General features: G+C 28.5%; 20 protein-coding genes. 9 read left to right on the top strand and 11 right to left on the bottom strand.

Annotation, left to right across the window (positions count from 1 at the left end; all coding sequences use genetic code 11):
* The gene (locus MHL31_RS04800; RefSeq protein WP_240227945.1) at positions 1-1,194 is read right to left on the bottom strand and encodes a pyridoxal phosphate-dependent aminotransferase; all 1,194 of its coding nucleotides are present in this window, start codon (positions 1,192-1,194) and stop codon (positions 1-3) included.
* A 246-nt stretch (positions 1,195-1,440) separates the two neighbouring features.
* Positions 1,441-2,799, bottom strand: a complete 1,359-nt coding sequence (locus tag MHL31_RS04795; protein ID WP_240227944.1) for an MBL fold metallo-hydrolase RNA specificity domain-containing protein — start codon at positions 2,797-2,799, stop codon at positions 1,441-1,443.
* Positions 2,800-2,942: 143 nt separating this feature from the next.
* Between MHL31_RS04795 and MHL31_RS04790 the strand changes: the two genes are divergently transcribed.
* Positions 2,943-3,302: a cupin domain-containing protein gene (locus MHL31_RS04790; protein ID WP_240227943.1), complete on the top strand. Its 360-nt coding sequence runs from the start codon at positions 2,943-2,945 to the stop codon at positions 3,300-3,302.
* A 45-nt stretch (positions 3,303-3,347) separates the two neighbouring features.
* On the opposite strand, the gene MHL31_RS04785 is transcribed toward MHL31_RS04790, so the two are convergent.
* The 3 genes from MHL31_RS04785 to ffh all read right to left on the bottom strand — a co-directional run bounded on the left by MHL31_RS04785 (position 3,348) and on the right by ffh (position 7,135).
* On the bottom strand, positions 3,348-4,223 hold the full coding sequence (locus tag MHL31_RS04785) for a bifunctional 5,10-methylenetetrahydrofolate dehydrogenase/5,10-methenyltetrahydrofolate cyclohydrolase (protein ID WP_240227942.1): 876 nt from the start codon (positions 4,221-4,223) through the stop codon (positions 3,348-3,350).
* Positions 4,220-5,509, bottom strand: coding sequence for a hypothetical protein (locus MHL31_RS04780; protein ID WP_240227941.1), 1,290 nt, complete (start codon positions 5,507-5,509; stop codon positions 4,220-4,222). Before MHL31_RS04780 ends, MHL31_RS04785 begins: the two co-directional genes overlap by 4 nt.
* Positions 5,510-5,803: 294 nt before the next feature.
* A complete protein-coding gene (ffh, locus tag MHL31_RS04775; RefSeq protein ID WP_240227940.1) occupies positions 5,804-7,135 on the bottom strand; it encodes a signal recognition particle protein in 1,332 nt (443 codons plus the stop codon).
* A 300-nt stretch (positions 7,136-7,435) separates the two neighbouring features.
* Between ffh and MHL31_RS04770 the strand changes: the two genes are divergently transcribed.
* Positions 7,436-9,130 (top strand): FAD-dependent oxidoreductase, encoded by a 1,695-nt coding sequence (locus tag MHL31_RS04770; protein ID WP_240227939.1) that lies wholly within the window; start codon positions 7,436-7,438, stop codon positions 9,128-9,130.
* Positions 9,131-9,211: 81 nt separating this feature from the next.
* On the opposite strand, the gene msrB is transcribed toward MHL31_RS04770, so the two are convergent.
* Both msrB and MHL31_RS04760 read right to left on the bottom strand, forming a co-directional pair.
* Positions 9,212-9,694 carry a peptide-methionine (R)-S-oxide reductase MsrB gene (msrB, locus tag MHL31_RS04765; protein ID WP_371824139.1) on the bottom strand — a complete coding sequence of 161 codons (483 nt, stop codon included), beginning with the start codon at positions 9,692-9,694 and terminating at the stop codon, positions 9,212-9,214.
* Between the two features lies 1 nt (position 9,695).
* Positions 9,696-10,577 (bottom strand): alpha/beta hydrolase, encoded by an 882-nt coding sequence (locus MHL31_RS04760; protein WP_240227938.1) that lies wholly within the window; start codon positions 10,575-10,577, stop codon positions 9,696-9,698.
* A gap of 73 nt (positions 10,578-10,650) precedes the next feature.
* On the opposite strand from MHL31_RS04760, the gene MHL31_RS04755 reads away from it, so the two are divergent.
* The 3 genes from MHL31_RS04755 (at position 10,651) to MHL31_RS04745 (ending at position 13,392) form a co-directional block, all read left to right on the top strand.
* Positions 10,651-11,457, top strand: a complete 807-nt coding sequence (locus MHL31_RS04755) for a M48 family metallopeptidase (protein ID WP_240227937.1) — start codon at positions 10,651-10,653, stop codon at positions 11,455-11,457.
* Positions 11,458-11,544: 87 nt separating this feature from the next.
* Complete coding sequence (locus tag MHL31_RS04750; protein ID WP_240227936.1) at positions 11,545-12,855, top strand: MFS transporter; 1,311 nt, start codon at positions 11,545-11,547, stop codon at positions 12,853-12,855.
* A gap of 111 nt (positions 12,856-12,966) precedes the next feature.
* Positions 12,967-13,392: a secondary thiamine-phosphate synthase enzyme YjbQ gene (locus MHL31_RS04745; protein WP_240227935.1), complete on the top strand. Its 426-nt coding sequence runs from the start codon at positions 12,967-12,969 to the stop codon at positions 13,390-13,392.
* A gap of 158 nt (positions 13,393-13,550) precedes the next feature.
* Here the strand turns inward: MHL31_RS04745 and MHL31_RS04740 are convergent, their stop codons facing one another.
* Positions 13,551-15,212, bottom strand: coding sequence for a SulP family inorganic anion transporter (locus tag MHL31_RS04740; protein WP_240227934.1), 1,662 nt, complete (start codon positions 15,210-15,212; stop codon positions 13,551-13,553).
* A 388-nt stretch (positions 15,213-15,600) separates the two neighbouring features.
* Here MHL31_RS04740 and MHL31_RS04735 point away from each other — a divergent pair, with 388 nt between their 5' ends.
* Together MHL31_RS04735 and MHL31_RS04730 are read left to right on the top strand one after the other, a co-directional pair.
* Positions 15,601-16,239, top strand: coding sequence for a DUF5020 family protein (locus tag MHL31_RS04735; RefSeq protein ID WP_240227933.1), 639 nt, complete (start codon positions 15,601-15,603; stop codon positions 16,237-16,239).
* Positions 16,240-16,248: 9 nt separating this feature from the next.
* Positions 16,249-17,544, top strand: a complete 1,296-nt coding sequence (locus MHL31_RS04730) for an NCS2 family permease (RefSeq protein ID WP_240227932.1) — start codon at positions 16,249-16,251, stop codon at positions 17,542-17,544.
* Positions 17,545-17,676: 132 nt separating this feature from the next.
* Here the strand turns inward: MHL31_RS04730 and MHL31_RS04725 are convergent, their stop codons facing one another.
* The 3 genes from MHL31_RS04725 to MHL31_RS04715 all read right to left on the bottom strand — a co-directional run bounded on the left by MHL31_RS04725 (position 17,677) and on the right by MHL31_RS04715 (position 19,513).
* Positions 17,677-18,318 (bottom strand): carbonic anhydrase, encoded by a 642-nt coding sequence (locus tag MHL31_RS04725; protein ID WP_240227931.1) that lies wholly within the window; start codon positions 18,316-18,318, stop codon positions 17,677-17,679.
* A gap of 105 nt (positions 18,319-18,423) precedes the next feature.
* Complete coding sequence (locus tag MHL31_RS04720) at positions 18,424-19,071, bottom strand: toxin-antitoxin system YwqK family antitoxin (RefSeq protein ID WP_240227930.1); 648 nt, start codon at positions 19,069-19,071, stop codon at positions 18,424-18,426.
* A 4-nt stretch (positions 19,072-19,075) separates the two neighbouring features.
* On the bottom strand, positions 19,076-19,513 hold the full coding sequence (locus MHL31_RS04715; RefSeq protein WP_240227929.1) for a heme-binding domain-containing protein: 438 nt from the start codon (positions 19,511-19,513) through the stop codon (positions 19,076-19,078).
* 66 nt (positions 19,514-19,579) lie between these two features.
* On the opposite strand from MHL31_RS04715, the gene MHL31_RS16245 reads away from it, so the two are divergent.
* The gene (locus tag MHL31_RS16245; protein ID WP_256451653.1) at positions 19,580-19,705 is read left to right on the top strand and encodes a hypothetical protein; all 126 of its coding nucleotides are present in this window, start codon (positions 19,580-19,582) and stop codon (positions 19,703-19,705) included.
* A gap of 39 nt (positions 19,706-19,744) precedes the next feature.
* Positions 19,745-20,314, top strand: a complete 570-nt coding sequence (locus MHL31_RS04710; RefSeq protein ID WP_240227928.1) for an adenylosuccinate lyase — start codon at positions 19,745-19,747, stop codon at positions 20,312-20,314.
* The last annotated feature ends 26 nt before the right edge of the window (positions 20,315-20,340 follow it).

The following is a 20,340-nucleotide window of genomic DNA, read 5'->3' as shown; positions in this document are numbered from 1 at the left end:
TTAAATTTGATTGTATTTTTCAATTGCATCTTTTAAAATAGCTACAGATCTAATTAAATCTTCTTTCTTTAAAACGTATGCTATTCTTACTTGATTAATACCAATTCCTTCGGTGCTATAAAAACCTGCAGCAGGAGCTACCATAACAGTTTGATTGTTTGAGTTATAGTCTTCTAATAACCACTGAGCAAATTTATCGGCATTATCAATAGGTAATTCTGCAACACAATAAAAAGCTCCTTTTGGATTTGCAACTTTTATACCTTTAATTTTTTGAAGCTCTTGAATTAGCGTATCTCTTCGATCTTTATATTCAACAATTACTTCATCAAAATAAGTTTGTGGTGTTTCTAGAGCTGCTTCACTTGCAATTTGAGCAAATGTTGGGGGACTTAAACGTGCTTGTGCAAATTTAAGTGCAGTTTTTATTACATTTTTATTTTTAGAAACTAAGCAACCAATACGAGCACCACACATACTGTAGCGTTTAGAAACTGAATCAATTATAATTGCATTTTCTTCTAAACCAAAGTTACTTAGAACAGATTGATGTTGTATGTTATCGTAAACAAACTCTCTGTAAACTTCATCAGCAATTAAAAATAAATCGTGTTTTTTCACAATTTCAGCTAATTTTTGAATCTCTTCTTTTGAATATAAATATCCTGTTGGATTTCCAGGGTTACAAATTAAGATTGCTTTTGTTTTAGGAGTAATTAGTTTTTCAAATTCTGATATTGCTGGTAAAGCAAAATTATCTTCAATTTTAGAAATAACTGGGCGAATATTTACACCAGAACCAATAGAAAATCCATTATAGTTTGCATAAAATGGTTCAGGAATTATAATTTCATCACCAGGGTCAGTAATACTTCCTAAAGCAAATAATAAGGCTTCAGAACCACCAGTTGTAACAATAATTTCGTTTGCAGTTACATTAATATTATTTTTAACATAATAGTCTGCAATTTTTGTACGGTATTCTTCAGATCCTTCAGATCTACTGTAAGCAAGTACTTCAACAGTATTGTTTTTAATAGCTTGTAAAGCACAATCTGGAGTTTTAATATCTGGTTGTCCAATATTTAAATGAAATACTTCTATTCCTCTTTTTTTAGCATTTTCGGCATAAGGAACCAATTTTCTAATTGGTGACTCAGGCATATTTTTTCCTTTAGTTGATATAGAAGGCATTTGTTATTATTTTATAAGATTATGAAACAAAATTGCGAAATAATTTCTTAAAAATAGAATTTTTTAGAGAAATTGTTTTGGTTAAAATTTTATGAAATGTTAAGTCTATTTATTATTTCAATTTAATTTTATAGATAGTTTATTTTATAAACAAATAGAACTTTAATTTTTAGTTTAAAGCTCTATAATAAATTTAACTTATAATGTTTTGTTATTTAGTTTTTACATTAACAAAATACTTTAAAATTAAGTTAAATAATATGATTTATTCATTTTAGCAACTGTACAGTTCCAATTTAAATCAGTTTTTAGTTTAACTTTTAAGGCTTGACTTTGATGTGGTTCACCATGATTTATAAAAGTTAAAGTTGGTGCTGTTTTAAAATGATTAAGCCAATCTAATAATTCAGATTGATCTGCATGACCTGAAAATGCATTTATTTTAAATATTTCAGCGTTTATTTTATGGTATTTACCAAAAAACTTAATTTCAGAGTCACCAGACAAAAGCGTTTTTCCTCTGGTACCTTCTGCTTGAAATCCGACAATTAAAATACTGTTTTTTTTATCTTCAATATATTTATCTAAATAATGTAAAACTCTACCGCCAGTAAGCATACCACTACCAGCTAAAACAATTTTAGGGGCATTATTATTAACTACAGCTTTTGAAGCACTAACATCACTAATTAATTGAACCGTTTGTAACATACTTTTTATATCGCTTTCGGTTAAATTATGAATTTCTTTATGTTTAAAATAAACTTCAGTAGCGTTAACTCCCATTGGACTATCCAAATAAATTGGAATGTTTGGTAGTTTTTTTTCACGTTTTAAAATACTTAATAAGTATATAATTTCTTGAGCTCTTTCAACAGAAAATGTTGGAATTATTAAAACTCCTTTTTTTGAATAGGTGTGTGTTATATATTTAAGAAGATTATCTATAATTGAATCTTTTTTATGTATTCTATTTCCATATGTAGATTCAACAACTAAGTAGTCTGCTTTTTCAATATATTCAAATTGTGGTAATATAATGGGAGATTTTCTTCCTAAATCGCCTGAAAAAGCTATTATTTTTTCATTTACTTTTATTAAAATAATAGCACTTCCTAAAATATGTCCGCTATTTAAAAATTTAAATTGAATTTCATTATCAAGTTTATACCACTTATTTAATTCAAAAGTTTTAAGATGAGAAATTGTAGTTTTAGCATCTTCTATATCGTATAAAGGTTTTGCTGGTTTGTGTTTTGTGTACTTGTATTTATTTTGTCGTTTAGCATCTTCTTCTTGAATTTTTCCACTATCTAATAAAATAATTTTGGTTAAATCTTTAGTTGCTTCAGTACAATAAATAGCTCCTTTGTAACCATTTTTTATTAAAACGGGTAAATATCCAGAATGGTCTAAATGTGCATGCGTAAGAAAAACGATATCTATTTCATTTAAATCGATGGGAAGTTTTTCCCAATTTTTAAGACGTAATTCTTTTAAACCTTGAAATAAACCACAATCAATTAATATTTTTTTGTAATTAATTTCTAATAAAATTTTCGATCCAGTAACTGTTTCAGCTCCTCCTAAAAATGTAATTTTCATTTTTTTAGATTTAAAATTTATACTATCAATAGAGATGAGATTCTCTTACTAATTTACAGTTTTTATTGCAATTTTTGTATTTTTAATCAATAATAAAATAAAAAATAGTAAGCTATATTAGTAAACAACTAAAAGTTATTTAAATGAAAAAATATAATATACAAAAAGCACCATTTATAGTACCTACAACAGATGGTAAATTAATTGAAGAGCATTTTGGCTTAGCTAGTATTGTTTCAGAGTTAAGTATTGCTCGAATGATTGCTCCAGCAAAATGGAGTGAACCTTTTCAGACCCCTGAATTTGATGAGTATACTTATATTATTAAAGGGAAAAAACAATTTAATATAGATGGAGATATAATTGTTTTAGAAGCTGGACAATCTATAAAAATTTTAAAAGGAACGAGAGTTCAGTATTCAAATCCTTTTAATGAACCATGTGAGTATATTGCAGTTTGTTTACCTGCTTTTTCAATGGAGTTGGTTAATAGAGAGAAATAAAAAAGGTTTCAACTAGTGAAACCTTTTTTTAAATTGTATGATTGTTTAGTTTTTACGTTCACAAGCTAATAAAGTATTTTTCATTAGCATAGCAATAGTCATAGGGCCTACACCTCCAGGAACAGGAGTTATATATGCAGATTTAGGACTAACGCTTTCGAAGTGTACATCTCCAGCTAAACGATAACCACGTTTTTTTGAAGCATCTTCAACGCGTGTAATTCCAACATCTATAATTGTAACACCATCTTTTACCATATCGCCAGTTAAAAATTCTGGAATACCTAATGCAGCAATAATTATATCTGCTTGAAGGCAAAGTTCTTTTAAGTTTTTAGTTCTACTGTGGGCAACTGTAACTGTTGCATTTCCAGCTGGTCTTTTTTGGCTCATTAAAATACTCATTGGACGACCTACAATGTGGCTTCTACCAATAACTACAACATGTTTACCAGAAGTTTCTACGTTATAACGTTCTAATAATTCTAAGATACCAAACGGTGTTGCAGGTAAAAATGAAGGTAAATCTAAAGTCATTCTTCCAACATTTGTTGGGTGAAATCCATCCACATCTTTATCTGGATTTACAGCCATTAAAACTTTTTGTTCATCAATATGTTTTGGTAATGGTAATTGTACTATAAAACCATCAATATCATCGTTATTGTTAAGAGCGTCAATTTCTTGTAATAATGTTGCTTCAGAAGTTTCTTCAGGTAAATCAATTAATGTTGAATTAAAGCCAACCAATTCACAAGCTTTTACTTTAGCATTTACATACGTCATACTAGCGCCATCTGTACCAACTAAAATAGCCGCTAAATGAGGTGTTTTTTGACCTTTAGCTTTTAATTCTTTTACAGATGCAGCTATTTCAATTTTTAAATCAGCTGATGTTTTTTTTCCGTCGAGTAGTATCATTTTTTTAATTTATAAATATTTATGTAAATCCCTTTGTTTTTGAATTGTTTTATGATGTTATAATTAGTATCTAACGAATGATATTCTTCATCAGAAAGATTATATACATTTGAAAATAGTACATATTCATTTTTAAAGTCAAAAATACGAAAAGATCTTAAATCTCCACTTAAATCAATATTATCTATTGAGGTAGCATTTGGAAAGAAAGTCCCTATATCTTCAATTTTAATATGATTATTATCTAAATATTTTATTGCTTCAATTCTTAAATTATGATATGGAACGTGTGCAAGTGATGCATCCCATCCTTGAGCTATATTCCTTGGATAGATCCAAAAGTTACCAGAAATTAACCCAAATAAAAGAAAGATATAGATAATTTTTTTATTTATGTAAAAATGTTTAATAATTACAAATGTTAGTAGATTTAATGCAATATAAGAAACAATAAAATATCTGTGTCCAAAAGTATTTGTAGTAATTAAACTTGTAATAACGATTACTAAAACAGATGTAATTGCTAGTAATATTAGTTGTTTAATTTTTTGAGTGAGGATGTTTTTTTTAAATTTTATAAAACTATAGATAATAAACAAAATAAGAAAAATCCTTCCAAAATCGATATATCTATGACCTAAAACAGCAATATTTCTTAAAAATTCTTTAGCTGAGGTAAAATGCCATAAATCAAACCAAGGAGAATTAGGGTGAGTTTGAATCCAGCCTTTTTCAATCAATCTCCAAGTTATATAAATTAATGCAGGCAGGCTAGCAATTACATAGTTTAAAATAAACTTAGAATTAAAGAATGTTTTAATCTTTTGTTTATGAATAATTAAATTATTGAAAAAATCAAATAAAAACACTCCAGCACATAGCATCATGCTTCTATAGCTTATAATACTTAGAAAAAATAAAGCACTAACTTTTAGGGTATTTTTGTTATATAATATTGAGTTTACAGCTAAAAAAAAGAAAAATAGCTGAATAACTTCAGGGTTAACTATTACAAGCTGAGTAAATAGTGTTGGATCAGCAAAAATTAAAATAAAACCAAGAAGGATGATTAAATTATCTTTAAAATAATATGATACAAATTTATGTATTTGATAAAACAATCCAACCGTAAATGGAATCATTAATAGGTGTGATACCCATAGTTTATGTCCCATTACTTTCCAAATTATTGCTAACAAAAAACCTAAAGTTGGGGGATGTCCTGGATCAAAACTATCGGGAATATTCCAATTAAATATATTCGAGTTATAAAGATGGTTTCCCATTTTTGAAGCAAACAATACATTGTCCCAAAATATTCCATTTGTATATGAAAAAATATATATAATAAAACTTAAACATATAAAAAGTAATAGCTTGTATTTTTTGCTATTAAAAATTTTATTGATTAAGTTTTTAGTCATATCCCATTTAATTAAAAAACCTTTCTACTGCGCTCAAGGTGACATCCTTACTCAATTTAAAGAATACAAAAATAAGCTTAGGGTTTGGTATTTAAAACTGCCAACTACTACTATTACTGCCAACTGATACTGTAAACTAAAGCTTTCTACTAAAACTTATTTTCCCATACCTTTCATCATTTGCATCATTTGTCTACCGCCACCACCTTGCATCATTTTCATCATTTTGCTCATTTGAGTAAATTGTTTTAGCAATTGATTTACTTCTTGTATACTTGTTCCAGAACCTTTAGCAATTCGTTTTTTTCTATTTGCATTAATAATTTTAGGCTCTGTTCGTTCGCTAGGTGTCATAGAATGTATCATTGCTTCAATTCCTTTAAAAGCATCGTCATCAATATCAACATCTTTCATCATTTTTCCAGCACCAGGTATCATTCCCATCAAATCTTTCATGTTACCCATTTTTTTGATTTGCTGAATTTGTTTCAAAAAGTCGTCAAAGCCAAATTGATTTTTTGCAATTTTCTTTTGAATTTTTCGAGCTTCTTCTTCATCGTATTGTTCTTGAGCACGTTCAACTAAAGAAACAACATCTCCCATTCCTAAAATTCTGTCAGCCATACGATCTGGATAGAAAACATCAATGGCTTCCATTTTTTCACCAGTACCAATAAATTTAATTGGTTTATTAACTACAGATTTTATAGATAAAGCAGCACCACCTCGAGTATCACCATCTAATTTTGTAAGAACAACACCTTCAAAATTTAAAATATCATTAAAGGCTTTGGCTGTATTTACAGCATCTTGCCCAGTCATAGAATCTACTACAAATAAGGTTTCATGTGGTTTTACAGCTTTGTGGATATTAGAAATTTCTGTCATCATAGCTTCATCAACAGCTAAACGACCAGCGGTATCAATAATAACTACATTTTTGCCAGTTTCTTTAGCATGTTTAAGTGCATTTAAAGAAATTTCAACAGGGTTTTGATTACCAACTTCGGCATAAACTTCAACTCCAATTTGTTCTCCAACAACTTGTAACTGATTTATTGCGGCTGGTCTGTATACATCACACCCAACTAATAAAACATTTTTAGTTTTTTTAGTTTTTAAGTAATTTGCCAATTTTCCAGAAAAAGTAGTTTTACCAGAACCTTGTAAACCAGACATTAGAATAACGGTTGGTGTACCCGAAAGGTTAATACCTACAGTTTCTCCACCCATTAATTCAGTTAACTCATCTTTTACAAGTTTAACCATTAATTGCCCTGGATTTAAAGATGTTAATACATCTTGTCCTAAGGCTTTTTCTTTAACAGTGTTTGTAAAGTTTTTGGCTATTTTAAAGTTAACATCGGCATCTAAAAGCGCTCTTCTTACTTCTTTTAAAGTTTCGGCAACATTTACTTCTGTAATTTTTCCATGACCTTTTAGTACATGAAGGGCTTTATCTAATTTATCACTTAAATTATTAAACATATTCTTGCATCGATTTTTTAGAATTGCAAAGATAACAAAAATCAATAAAAATCAATTTTTATAAAGCTCATTTTATGTTTTGTAATGTATATTATTAAATTTTAGGAATCCTATTAATTTTAAGGTCTTTATAAATTAAAACTTAATACTATAATTGTTTGGATAATTAAATGTAAAAAGTAGTTTTAAACATTAAATTTAAAGTAAAAGGTAACAATAATTACGTAAACGAAATAGTAATATTAATTACGTTCTGTTTTAAAAAAAAATTAAAAATTTGCATAAACATAATAATATAGAATGAAAAAAATAATAGTAATTGGGGGATTATCCGCTGGACCTTCAGCAGCAGCTAAAGCAAGGAGAGAAAATGAAAATGCAGAGATAATTTTGTTTGAAAAAGGAGCAAATATTAGCTATGCTACTTGTGGAATGCCTTACGCATTTTCTGGGGTTATAGAAGATAGAAGTAATTTAATTGTAGTTGAGCCTGATTTATTAAGAGATCGTTTTAATATTGATGTACGTTTAAATGAAGAAATTGTAAAAATAGACACAGTAAATAAAGTTGTGTATTCAAAAAAAGGAGATTATAGTTATAATACGTTGGTTTTTGCAACTGGCGCAAAATCAATTGTACCTCCAATAAAAAATATTGAAAAAGCCACTAATTGGTCTACTTGTAGAAGTATGATTGATTTTGATAAAATAACCAAAGAAGGTTTAGCCTCGAAATCAAAACATATTACTGTTATTGGAGCTGGATTAATTGGTGTTGAAGTTGCTGAAAACCTGAAAGAAGCCGGTAAAGAAGTTACATTAATTGAAGGTGACAATCAAGTTTTAAATATGTGGCAACAAAAATTTGGGAATTTTGCAGAAACAGTTTTAAAAGAAAAAGGAATTGAGGTGTTAACGTCTAGTTTAGTTTCGGAATTTGTACTAGATGAAAATTGGAAAATTAATGGAATTAAAATTAAAGACGGTAACACCATAAAAACAGATTTTGTTATTTTAAGTGTTGGTATTAAACCAAATACGGATTTATTGCTTGAAAATGGAGCAGAACATATTGGTAATGGGGCTTTAAAAGTAAATGAACGTATGGAAACATCTATTAAAGATGTGTTTGCTGCAGGTGATAATGTTGCTATTAAAAACTTGCAAACAGGTGCGCACGATTATTTTCCTTTAGGAACACATTCTAATAAAGCGGGGAGAGCAGCTGGAGCAAATGCTGTTGGACAAGATATTCAATTTAAAGGAGCTTATAAAACAGCTATTGTAAAAGTATTTGATTATACATTGGCACGTACAGGTTTAAATCCAAAAGCCTTAAAAACTTTGAAAATTCCTTTTAAAACAGTACTTACAATTGCAGGAGCAACTCCAGGTTATTATCCAAATCAAACAGATTTAATTACAGAGATTTATTATAATTCAGAAACGGAAGAAATTTTAGGAGCTGAATTGTTTGGTGAGGTAGGCGTTGATAAACGTGTAGATGTTTTAAGTACAGCTATTTATGCAAAATTAAAAATTACAGATTTAGCACAATTAGATTTGGCATATGCACCACCATTTTCTCCAGCAAAAGATCCAGTTGTAGTAACTAGTTTTGTAACAGAAAATATTTTAAATAATAAGGCTTCACAAATTTCGGTTGAAGAATTAAATAATTTTTTAAATGAAGATAAATTAAAAAATTATACTTTAATTGATGTTAGAACAGTAGAAGAATATGAAAATGGAACAATTCCAACTGCTGTTAATTTTCCACTAGATTCTTTAAGAAATAATATTGAGACTATTAAAACATTTAATAAACCTGTTATTGTTTTTTGTCAAAGAGGTTTAAGAGGATATTTAGCAGAACTTATTTTAAATCATAACAATATTAAAAATATAGTTAATGTTGCTGGAGGTTTTAAATTATGGAAAATGTACAGTGATAAAATTGAAATTCCTGAAAATATTTTATCAGAATTGAATTAAAAAACTTTCTATATATTTAAAAAAAGCTGTTTGATATAAGTTTAGACTTTTCAAACAGCTTTTTTGTTTAATTTTTTAATACTAATTTTCGGTCTTTACAAATTTTATAGAAGTTGTATTTACACAATAACGTTGCCCTGTAGTTTCTTTTGGACCATCATCAAAAACATGACCTAAATGTCCGTCACAAGCAGCACAAATTATTTCAGTTCTTATCATACCATGACTAGTATCTTTAACAAAGTTAACAGATCCTTCAATAGCATCGTCAAAAGAAGGCCACCCACAATGCGATTCATATTTACTATTAGACTCAAAGAGTTGTGCATTACAAGCAGCACAATAATAGGTTCCTTTTTCAAAATGTGAAGTTAAACCACCTTCACTTGGTCTATCTGTTCCTTTTTCTCTTAAAACATAATATTCTTGAGGAGTTAATTCTTTTTTCCATTGTTCCTCAGTTTTATTAACTTTTTTAACCATAATTTTATCTTTTTTCTCTTGAGAATAATTAGTTGAAATTATACAAATAGTTGTAACTAAAAATAAGAGTAGTTTTTTCATTTTAAGGGTTTCTTTTTATAAATTCAATAATACTGTCTACAACAAAATCATCTTTTAAAATTCGAGTGTGTCCTAACCCTTTTGTTATTAAAAGTTCACCTTGTTTAGTATTTTGACGAATATTATGTGCACAACTTACAGTAACTTCTTTGTCTTCTTCATCATGTATTATTAAAGTAGGAATTTTAACTTCTTTTGCGGCTAAACTTGCTGAATAGTTATCTACATCTTCACCAAATTTATTTAAAAAATAGCGTTTCATTCTAGGTACTATTTTTTGATTTAGTTCAATTTTACTTACAAATACGTTAAAAATATCTGTAATAATATCACCAGCACCAATTACTATTGCTTTTTTAATAGCTAAACCTTGTTTAATGTTATTTAAAACGGTCATTCCACCTAAAGAGTGTCCTATTGCATATTCAAAAGGGCCATATTTTTTTTCAATATAATTTGAAGCAGCAATAAACTCGGTCATCATAGTTTTTTTACCTTCAGATTTTCCATGTGCAGGAGCATCAAAACTTATGGTCATAAATCCATTTTCTAATAATTTATCTGCAATTTTATACAATTGAGTACCTCTACCAGACCAACCATGTACCAATAAAACTTTCTTTTTTGAATACCCATAAGTATATACCATAACTTTTTTATTTAACTCAGGAATAAAAAGCATTTCTTTTTGAGCACTTTTAGCCATTATTTGTTCTCGCTCTGGCGTTTTATACTTTATGGGAGTTGTAAATAATTTTATAGCATATTTAGTTGCAAGAGGAGGCGCAATAGATTGTAGTATTTTTCCAGGAATTATTACAGACCTTGGAATTTTTGGAATATTCTTTGCTTTATTTGGGGTATTAGGCTTATTTTGCTTCATTAAAGTTTTAAATTTGTTGGTAAAGATAGAATTTGTTACTTTAAGCCAAAAATAACAATTAAAAAAGATGAAAATGAAAAAAAATATTTCTTTAATATTGGTATTACTTTTTATAATTAGTTGTAGTACAGTTCCAATAACTGGAAGAAAACGTGTTAATTTTGTTAGCGATGCCGAAATATTACCTTCAAGTTTTGCACAATATGAAGGGTTTTTAGAAGAAAATAAAATTTCTACAGACATGTCAATGACTAATGAAGTGAAAACTGTAGGGGCTAGAATATCAAAAGCTGTAGATAAATTTATGAGAGCTAATAATATGGTTAGTGAGGCAGATAGTTACCGTTGGGAATTTAATTTAATAGACGATGCTACAGTAAATGCTTGGTGTATGCCTGGTGGAAAAGTAGTTTTTTATACGGGAATTTTACCAATATGTGCCAATACTGATGGAATTGCCGCTGTTATGGGGCACGAAGTAGCACATGCTTTTGCTAAACACGGACAAGAACGTATGACTAGTGCTTACGGTCAACAATTAGGAGGTATTGCAGTAGCGATTGGAACTAATAATAAAGATCCAAAAACACAACAATTGTGGAATACAATTTATGGTGTTGGCTCACAAGTTGGTATGTTAGCTTATAGTAGGACACATGAAACAGAAGCCGATAAGTTAGGAATGGTATTTATGATTATGGCTGGATACAATCCTGAAGAAGCAATTAATGTATGGATTAGAATGAGTGAACGCGCAGATAGCGGTAGTGCTCCTCCAGAATTTTTAAGTACGCACCCGTCTAACGAATCAAGAATTGCAAATTTAAGAGCCTATTTACCAACAGCAGTTGAGTTGGCAAAACAGTACAGTGTAGATTAGTTTGTATATAATTAATTGAAATAAATATTTATAGTATATTGTAAGCCGTTTCTAATTTAGGAGCGGTTTTTTTATTAAAAATAATATATGTTACAAAAAGGTGATAAAAAGCTTATAAATGCTTGGGCGTTTTACGATTGGGCAAATTCGGTATATTCTTTAGTAATTAGTACTGCTGTTTTTCCAATTTATTACAGTAGTTTAACAGAGTCTTTTGCAAATGTTGAAGGAGAAATTACTTTTTTAGGCACACAGTGGAATCCAACTACCTTGTACGATTATACATTAGCTTTTTCATTTTTAATTGTGGCATTTATTTCACCAATTTTATCTGGTATTGCCGATTATACAGGCAATAAATTAAAATTTTTAAAAGCATTTTGTTTATTAGGATCTCTATCTGTTATGTGCTTGTTCTTTTTTAAAGATGAAGCAAGTTTATGGGTAGGTATTGTATTTACAATATTAGCAAGTATTGGTTTTTGGGGAAGTATTGTTTTTTATAATGCTTATTTACCAGAAGTTGCACATCCCGAACAGCAAGATGATGTAAGTGCAAAAGGATTTATTTTTGGATATTCAGGCTCTATTTTATTATTGTTATTAAGTTTGGTAATGATTAATAAACCTGAATTATTTGGATTGCCAAACGCAGGTTTTGCATCTCGATTAACTTTTTTAATAGTTGGTGTTTGGTGGTTTGGTTTTGCTCAAATAACTTATGCTAAACTTCCAAATAATGTATATAATAGAAAGCCTAAAAAAGATTTTATTTGGAAAGGTTTACACGAATTAAAAATAGTAGCTAAGGGATTAAAACAGCATCCAGAATTAAAATTGTTTTTAAGCTCATTTTTTATGTATAGTGTAGGTGTACAAACAATTATTTTAATGGCTGGTATTTTTGGTAGCAAAGAATTAGGATTACCTACCTTAGATCTAATTGCAGTTATTCTAGTGGTGCAAATTGTTGGTATTGTTGGCGCTTTTGTATTTTCTAGATTGTCAGACAAAATTGGGAATATTTCAACTTTAAAAGTCACTGTTTTAATATGGACAATTGTTTGTTTTATTGCTTTTTTGTTAGATAAATCTCAAGAAAATATTAATTTATATTTTTATGGATTAGGAGCTCTTATTGGATTAGTAATGGGAGCTATACAATCTTTATCAAGATCAACATATTCTAAATTATTACCAGATACAACGGACCATGCAACTTATTTTAGTTTTTACGATGTTACTGAGAAAATAGCCATTGTTTTTGGTATGCTTATATTTGGGTTATTGGTTTCTTTAACAGGTTCAATGCAATGGAGCGTACTGTTTTTAGCAGTTTTCTTTTTAATTTCGTTTGTTTTACTTTTCTTTATAAGAAAAACAAAATATGTTCAATAAATAGTTGTTATTTATATAATTAAGCCATTATTTATAAAAAAGATGGTGTAAGTATTAGTAGTTACATCTACTTGTTGTGCTTGTTCAGGTATCATTAATATATTATTGTATATGAAATTTTATCAAAAAAATATAAGTTTAAAACCATTTAAAAGAGGGTTTCATTTAATTACTTCCGATATTATAAAAGCATTTCCAGAGTTGAAACAAATTTCAATAGGACAATTGCAAGTTTTTATAAAACACACTTCTGCAAGTTTAACTATAAATGAAAATGCGGATCCAACCGTTAGAACTGATTTTGAAAGTCATTTTAATACAATGGTTCCCGAAAATATGCCTTATTATATACATACCTATGAAGGTCCTAATGATATGCCAGCACATATAAAAACTTCTTTATTAGGGAACTCAATTCAAGTTCCTATAACCAATGGGAAATTAAATTTAGGTATTTGGCAAGGAATTTATTTGTGTGAACATAGAGATAATGGCGGAAGCAGAAGCTTGGTTTTAACAGCTTTTGGAAACCAATAGTTTTAATAAACAATATTGATTTTAAACCAGATATTTATTATTGAGCATAGTTACTATTTATAAAGTTAATGTAATTATAATGGCTAGTTTGTTAGTTACTGTAGTTTCTTCAATAAGAATGAAGGTATTAATTTCTACATGGGAAGTAGAAATCTACCTTATTCTTCTATATTTAAATGCTTTTTAGCTCTAGAAATAGCCATAGTTATATTGGTAACAATATATTTTCTTTCAATAACCGAATAAATGTCATTTTTTCTAAAATCAGCTCTTAGGTCAGGGCTAATACCTGATAATATTATTAAAATACCTTCTTCTTTAAAAGTTTTAATAATTTCTTTTAAGCTTTGAAAACCTGTAGCATCAATCATAGGAACATAGCGCATTCTCAAAATAATAACTTTGTAATCCTTGTTAAAGGCAGTAATTGTTTCTTGAAATTGCCTTGCGGCTCCAAAAAATAAAGGACCATTTATTTCGTAAAGCAGTACTTCTTTTGGTAGGTCAGATAATTCTTCATCAAAAAGGTGTTCACCTGTTTTAGTTTCAGAAGTAATATTTTTAATATGAATAGATTCACTCATCCTTTTCATAAACATAAGACTAGCAAGTACAATTCCAATTTCAATAGCTATAATTAAATCAAAAATGACAGTTAAAAAGAACGTAGTTAATAAAATAATAACATCTGTTTTATTTCCTTTTAAAATGGATTTAAATTGTCTCCATTCGCTCATATGATAAGCTACAACAATTAAAATACCTGCTAAACACGACATTGGAATTAGTTTTGCATAAGGAGCAAATAATAGCATAATAGCAAGTAACGCCAAAGCATGTACAATACCTGCAATTGGAGTTCTACCACCATTTTTTACGTTAGTAGCAGTTCTGGCAATAGCACCAGTTGCTGGAATTCCACCAAAAAGAGCTCCAAAGGCATTTGCAGCTCCCTGAGCTATTAATTCCATATTTGAACGGTGTTTACCACCAATCATAGAGTCTGAAACTACAGCTGAAAGCAACGATTCAATACTTCCTAAAATTGCAATTGCAAATGCCGGTTGTATAAGGGCTTTTATAATTTCAAAATCTACTTTTGGAATTGAAGGCATACTTATGCTACTAGGAATTTCACCATAATTACTTTCAATAGTTGCAACAGGAATATTAAAATATTGTACTACAAGTGTGGCAAGTAAAATAGCTATAATAGAACCTGGTATTTTAGGTATTAATTTTTGAAAATAGAGTGTAATTAAAATAGTTACTGTAGCTATTGCAATTGCATACCAGTTAATATTGTCAAAATTATTAAAATAAGCGATCCATTTATCTATAAAATCAGCTGGAACATTTGAAATATTAAGTCCTAAAAAATCATTTATTTGAGATGAAAAAATGATAAGTGCAATTCCACTAGTAAAACCCACAATAAGTGAATAAGGAATAAATTTTAAGTAATTTCCTAATTTAGCAAAGCCCATTATAATAATAATAAAACCTGCCATAAAAGTTGCAATTGTAAGTCCGTTTACACCATATTCTTGCACAATGCCATAAACAATTACAATAAACGCACCAGTTGGACCACCAATTTGAACTCTACTTCCTCCAAAAACTGAAATTACCAATCCGGCTATTACTGCTGTTATTATCCCTTTTTCAGGAGAAACACCCGAAGCTATTGCAAACGCAATTGCTAAAGGAAGTGCTACAATTCCTACAATTAAACCAGAAAGAATGTCCTTAATTAAAGTTTCTTTAGATATTCCTTGTTTTAAAAGTGAAAACAATTTTGGAATAAACTCTTTTTGCATTTCGATAAATAATTAAAATGCAAATTTAATAATTTTATAAAGCTAATAGTATAAAATTAGCAATACTTTTTTTAAATGAACGATTTCTTTTATGTAATATTTAATTTTTCTTTGAATATAAATTATGGAAATAGAAAATATAGCCCAATTTTTAAGAAGCTTTAACGGACTATTATCCAATTTAGATTATTGGTTGTTAGTTTTTTAATTTTAATAATATTTTATTGAATATTATATAAATCAATAGTATAACCATCCAATTATTATTTAATCTGGTTATAAATAGTTAATTAAGTGTTAATAATTGAATTTTAACAAATGAATTATCAATGGTTTTAAAGCGTATTTTTGACGTTTAAATTTAATTAACCATAAATAGTATTCAACAATGAAAAAATTAACCTTTCTTTTTGCAATTTTAGTAACAACAATTGTTACTTCACAAAACTTTCAACTGCATAACGATTTTGAAAGAGGACACCTTACTACTACTTTTGAACTTTTTAAAATGGATAAATATGGTAACACTTTTACGTTTGTAGATTTTGATTACGATTCTGTAACAGGTACAAGTAATGCATATTATGAAATTGCCCGTGTGCTTAAAACTGAAAAAATGCCAGTTGGTTTACATGTTGAATACAATGCAGGACATACAAATAGTTTTACAATTCCAGAAGCTTGGATTTTTGGGGCAAATTATAGTAAAGGAAATGCTAAGTGGGGATTTTCTACATACGCAGGTTATAAAGCATTTACCGGAGCTGATGGAGAAGGGAATTTTCAGGTAACAGGAACTTGGTATTGGAATGTAATAGCTGATAAATTAACATTTACAGGATTTGCAGATTTATGGACAGAAAATGGTTTGTCTGATAATACTGTGTTTTTAGCAGAACCACAATTATGGTATCATTTAAATAAAACATTTTCTGTAGGAGGGGAATTAGAGATTTCATCAAATTTTGCTGGTGGGAGTGATGCAATAAAAGGAAGACCAACTTTAGCTATTAAATGGAATATATAAACTATAATTATGTTAGATAAATTTTTTAAAATAACAGAAAATAAATCAACTTTAAAAACAGAAATTATTGCTGGAATTACCACGTTTATGACAATGGTATATATTTTGGCTGTAAATCCTGGGATTTTAAGCGAAGCAGGAATGGATAAAGATGCAGTTTTTACTGCAACCGCATTGTCTGCAGTTATTGCAACTTTAGTAATGGCTTTGGTTGCTAAATTACCTTTTGCCTTAGCGCCAGGTATGGGATTAAATGCGTTTTTTGCATTTACAGTAGTACTTGGAATGGGCTATTCTTGGGAGTTTGCCTTAACAGCAGTATTTTTAGAAGGTATTATTTTTATAATATTAACCGTATTTAACATTCGAGAGTTAATAGTTAATTCTATTCCTTTAAATTTAAAACACGCAGTTTCAGTTGGTATTGGATTGTTTATTGCTTTTATAGGTTTAAAAGGTACAGGTTTAGTAGTTGATAATCCAGCAACTTTAGTAAGTTTAGGAGATATGAAAAATCCTGCTGTTTTAGTCGGTATGGCTGGTGTTTTAATCATTGGTGTTTTATTAACTAGAAAAATAAAAGGAGCTATTTTAATTGGAATTTTAACTTCAACTATTTTAGGTTTATTTGTTGGCGTTACTGTAATTCCAGAAAACTTTACATTTGTTAGTTTACCTCCATCTATTGAGCCAATATTTTTCAAATTTGATTTTTCACAAGTATTTACAATAGATATGTTAATTGTATTATTTACATTCTTATTTGTAGATATGTTTGATACTGTTGGAACGTTAATAGGTGTGTCTTCAAAATCTGGAATGTTAGATAAAGATGGAAAAGTGCCAAGAGTTAAACAAGCATTATTTGCAGATTCTATAGGTACTTTTATAGGAGCAATTTTAGGAACTTCTACTGTAACTACTTATGTGGAAAGTGCAGCAGGTGTTGCTGAAGGAGGAAAAACAGGAATGACAGCTTTAACAGTTGCAGGTATGTTTGCTCTTTCATTGTTTTTTGCACCATTGTTTATGATAATTCCAGACGCAGCAACGGCTCCAGCTTTAATAATTGTTGGGTTGTTTATGATTTCTCCAATAATGAAAATTGATTTAAAAGATTTTACAGAAGCAATTCCAGCATTTTTTACAATTATTATGATGCCTTTAACATATAGTATTGCTGAAGGTATAGTATTTGGAATGTTGTCTTATGTTTTATTAAAATTACTTACAGGAAAATATAAAGAAATAACACCTATTATGATTGTTATAGCTGTGTTATTTATTGTTCAGTTTTTTGTTTAGGGAAATATAATTATACAAAAAAAGCTGTTTAAAAATCTTTAAAAAATCGTCATTCTAGACTTGTTTCAGAATCTTTTCCTGATGATTTTTTAATTTTTAAACAGCTTTTTTATTTTTAGAAATTAAAAATAATTAACTATTTTTTTCAATTGAAAGGTGGTAAATACCTCTAATATCTTTTAATATTTTGTCGAAATCAATTTCTAAATCTACTAATTTACCTGAATGTATATCCCACACCCAACCATGTACGGTAACACGATTTTCTAAAATTGCTTTTTGAATATCAGCAGTTTTTAAAACATTAACACATTGCTCTTGAACATTTAATTCAACCAATCTATTGTATTTTTCAGTTTCATCTGTAATTAAATCCAATTCTGTTTGGTGTAATCTATAAACATCTCTAATGTTTCTTAACCACGGATTTAAAATTCCTAAATCTTCAGATTGCATAGCAGCTTTAACACCTCCACAAGAATAATGCCCACAAACTACAACGTGTTTTACTTTTAAATGGCTAACGGCATAATTTATTACAGACATTGCACTTAAATCTGTGTTAGGAACCATATTTGCTATGTTTCTGTGAACAAAAACTTCACCAGGACGCATTCCCATTAGATCTTCTGCAGTTACTCTGCTGTCTGAGCAACCGATGTATAAAATTTCAGGACTTTGACCTTTTGCTAAATTTGTAAAATAATCTTCGTCATGTTTAAGTCTTTTAGCAATCCACTTTTTGTTATTTGAAAAAATTTTTGAGATATCCAATGTTAAAAGTTTTAATTAATTATTGTTTTATTAACTGAAAATTTATTTTAAATTTTGTGCAATATAGAATTATTGCTTTAAATTATTCTAATTTTCTGATGTTTCCTATTTATTAATTACCCATTCACCAATTTTTTCATCATCTTTATAGTGTCCTTTAGAAAGTAATTCTCCATTTATAGTATAATATTTAGCAATACCATTAAGCTTTCCATCAATATAATTTAAATCGTCTAATAAAATACCACTATCTGAATAGCGTTTTATATTTCCATTTAATTTTCCTGAAGAGTAATTGAGAATTTCGTTGGTTTTTCCATTTTTATAATAGCTTTTGTATAGGCCGTCTAGTACATTATTTTTATAATTTTCTTCAATCATTAATGTTTTTCCATCAGGGTAATAATAGCGCCAAGTACCAATTCTACTTTTGCCCTCCATAGTACCTGTACTTTCTAAAATACCTTTTATATTATAAAAACTAACAGAAGCAATAGCACTATTAGGTTTAAATGTTTTAATAATTATAGGGTGTGTAGCACCTGTAATGTCGTAATATTTAAAAACACCTATTTCTTTACCAGCTTTAAAAGTTCCTTGGTATCTGATGTTGTTATTAGGATAATATTTTTTCCAAATACCATCTCTTTTTCCGTTTAAATCGAATTTATTTATTTTTTCTTGAGCATTAGTAGAAACGTTAAAAAGAAAAAATAAGCAGGTTATTAAAACGTAATATACTTTAACTCTCATTATTTTATTCTGCTTTAAGTGTATTTACCCAATCTAAAAGTATTTTATATTGTTCTGCAGAAACTACAGCATCTTTATGTATCCATAAATAACTATTTAAGGGCATTTTTCTAGATTTCAATTCTTTTTTTAAATCTTTAATAATATGCTCTTTCTGATTGTTGTTGTAAGTAGCCCATTCAGAAAAATTTAAATGGTTTTTACCATCATTAACATGCGACGCTAAATACCAAGAAATAGGAGCAATTTCACTATACCAAGGGTATTCTGTAGTGTTTGAATGACAATCTGCACACGAGGTTTTTATTATTTCTTGCACATTTTCTGGAACCGTAATTACAGTAGTAATATCATTTATTACTTCATTAGAAATATTTTTTTTAGGCCTTATAAATTGAATTACAATGACAATTATAAAAATTATTAAGAGTGTTTTTTTCATTATTTTTTAGATTTAAAGAATAAAGATATTGTTTTCTTTTTATAAATTTAACAACAAAACTAAATTATGGCAATTTCAAACTTTTGGTTTTATACAATAGTAGCGTTGGTATTATTACATATAATCGTTGGATTTGTGTATTTATTATATAAATTGTCGCCAAAAAATAAAGATAAAGAATCTGAAAAATAACCAGTTATAGGTAAGTTTAAAATTTATAAATAATTTAATTTGACAAAAAACTTTTTATTACAACAGTTAAATAATTTAGGACCAGCTTTAAGAGTAAATAGGTTACAAGTAAGTAATTTAGTTTTAGAAAATCCCGAATTACTTAAATTCTTAATAGAAATTGTTTTTGAAGTAGATAATAAATTATCGGTTAAAGCAGCTTGGGTTTTAGAATATGTGCTTACCGAAAAATTAGATTGGATAGCTCCGTATTTAGAAGAATTTACATTAAATATTGGAAAACTTTATTTTGGAAGCGCCGTACGTCCAGCAGCTAAAATATATGGGTTTATAGCAAAAGCTTACACTTCTAAAAATAATTCAATTGTTAAAGAAGTGCTCACAAAAAAACAGGTTGATAGAATTATTGAGACTGGTTTCGATTGGATGATTAGCCAACATAAAGTTGCTATAAAAGCTTATACAATGACAACTTTATTTTTATTGGGTAAGAATTCTGATTGGGTACACAGCGAATTAAAGTTAATTTTGGAGCAAAACATAGCAAAAGAAAGCGCAGCATATAAAGCAAGAGGAAAGATTACTCTGGGCTTGATAAACAAGCAATAAAATTTCAAATTGTAGCTTTATTTCAT

Origin of the sequence: Lutibacter sp. A80 (assembly GCF_022429645.1) — a bacterium.
GTDB lineage: Bacteria > Bacteroidota > Bacteroidia > Flavobacteriales > Flavobacteriaceae > Lutibacter.
This window is presented reverse-complemented; position numbering and strand designations above follow the sequence as displayed.

Excerpts from the sequence above, each read along its gene's own strand:
- MHL31_RS04800 (WP_240227945.1), bottom strand. The coding sequence starts at position 1,194 with ATGCCTTCTATATCAACTAAAGGAAAAAATATGCCTGAGTCACCAATT.
- MHL31_RS04795 (WP_240227944.1), bottom strand. The coding sequence starts at position 2,799 with ATGAAAATTACATTTTTAGGAGGAGCTGAAACAGTTACTGGATCGAAA.
- MHL31_RS04790 (WP_240227943.1), top strand. The coding sequence starts at position 2,943 with ATGAAAAAATATAATATACAAAAAGCACCATTTATAGTACCTACAACA.
- MHL31_RS04785 (WP_240227942.1), bottom strand. The coding sequence starts at position 4,223 with ATGATACTACTCGACGGAAAAAAAACATCAGCTGATTTAAAAATTGAA.
- MHL31_RS04780 (WP_240227941.1), bottom strand. The coding sequence starts at position 5,509 with ATGGGAAACCATCTTTATAACTCGAATATATTTAATTGGAATATTCCC.
- ffh (WP_240227940.1), bottom strand. The coding sequence starts at position 7,135 with ATGTTTAATAATTTAAGTGATAAATTAGATAAAGCCCTTCATGTACTA.
- MHL31_RS04770 (WP_240227939.1), top strand. The coding sequence starts at position 7,436 with ATGAAAAAAATAATAGTAATTGGGGGATTATCCGCTGGACCTTCAGCA.
- msrB (WP_371824139.1), bottom strand. The coding sequence starts at position 9,694 with ATGAAAAAACTACTCTTATTTTTAGTTACAACTATTTGTATAATTTCA.
- MHL31_RS04760 (WP_240227938.1), bottom strand. The coding sequence starts at position 10,577 with ATGAAGCAAAATAAGCCTAATACCCCAAATAAAGCAAAGAATATTCCA.
- MHL31_RS04755 (WP_240227937.1), top strand. The coding sequence starts at position 10,651 with ATGAAAAAAAATATTTCTTTAATATTGGTATTACTTTTTATAATTAGT.
- MHL31_RS04750 (WP_240227936.1), top strand. The coding sequence starts at position 11,545 with ATGTTACAAAAAGGTGATAAAAAGCTTATAAATGCTTGGGCGTTTTAC.
- MHL31_RS04745 (WP_240227935.1), top strand. The coding sequence starts at position 12,967 with ATGAAATTTTATCAAAAAAATATAAGTTTAAAACCATTTAAAAGAGGG.
- MHL31_RS04740 (WP_240227934.1), bottom strand. The coding sequence starts at position 15,212 with ATGCAAAAAGAGTTTATTCCAAAATTGTTTTCACTTTTAAAACAAGGA.
- MHL31_RS04735 (WP_240227933.1), top strand. The coding sequence starts at position 15,601 with ATGAAAAAATTAACCTTTCTTTTTGCAATTTTAGTAACAACAATTGTT.
- MHL31_RS04730 (WP_240227932.1), top strand. The coding sequence starts at position 16,249 with ATGTTAGATAAATTTTTTAAAATAACAGAAAATAAATCAACTTTAAAA.
- MHL31_RS04720 (WP_240227930.1), bottom strand. The coding sequence starts at position 19,071 with ATGAGAGTTAAAGTATATTACGTTTTAATAACCTGCTTATTTTTTCTT.
- MHL31_RS04715 (WP_240227929.1), bottom strand. The coding sequence starts at position 19,513 with ATGAAAAAAACACTCTTAATAATTTTTATAATTGTCATTGTAATTCAA.
- MHL31_RS16245 (WP_256451653.1), top strand. The coding sequence starts at position 19,580 with ATGGCAATTTCAAACTTTTGGTTTTATACAATAGTAGCGTTGGTATTA.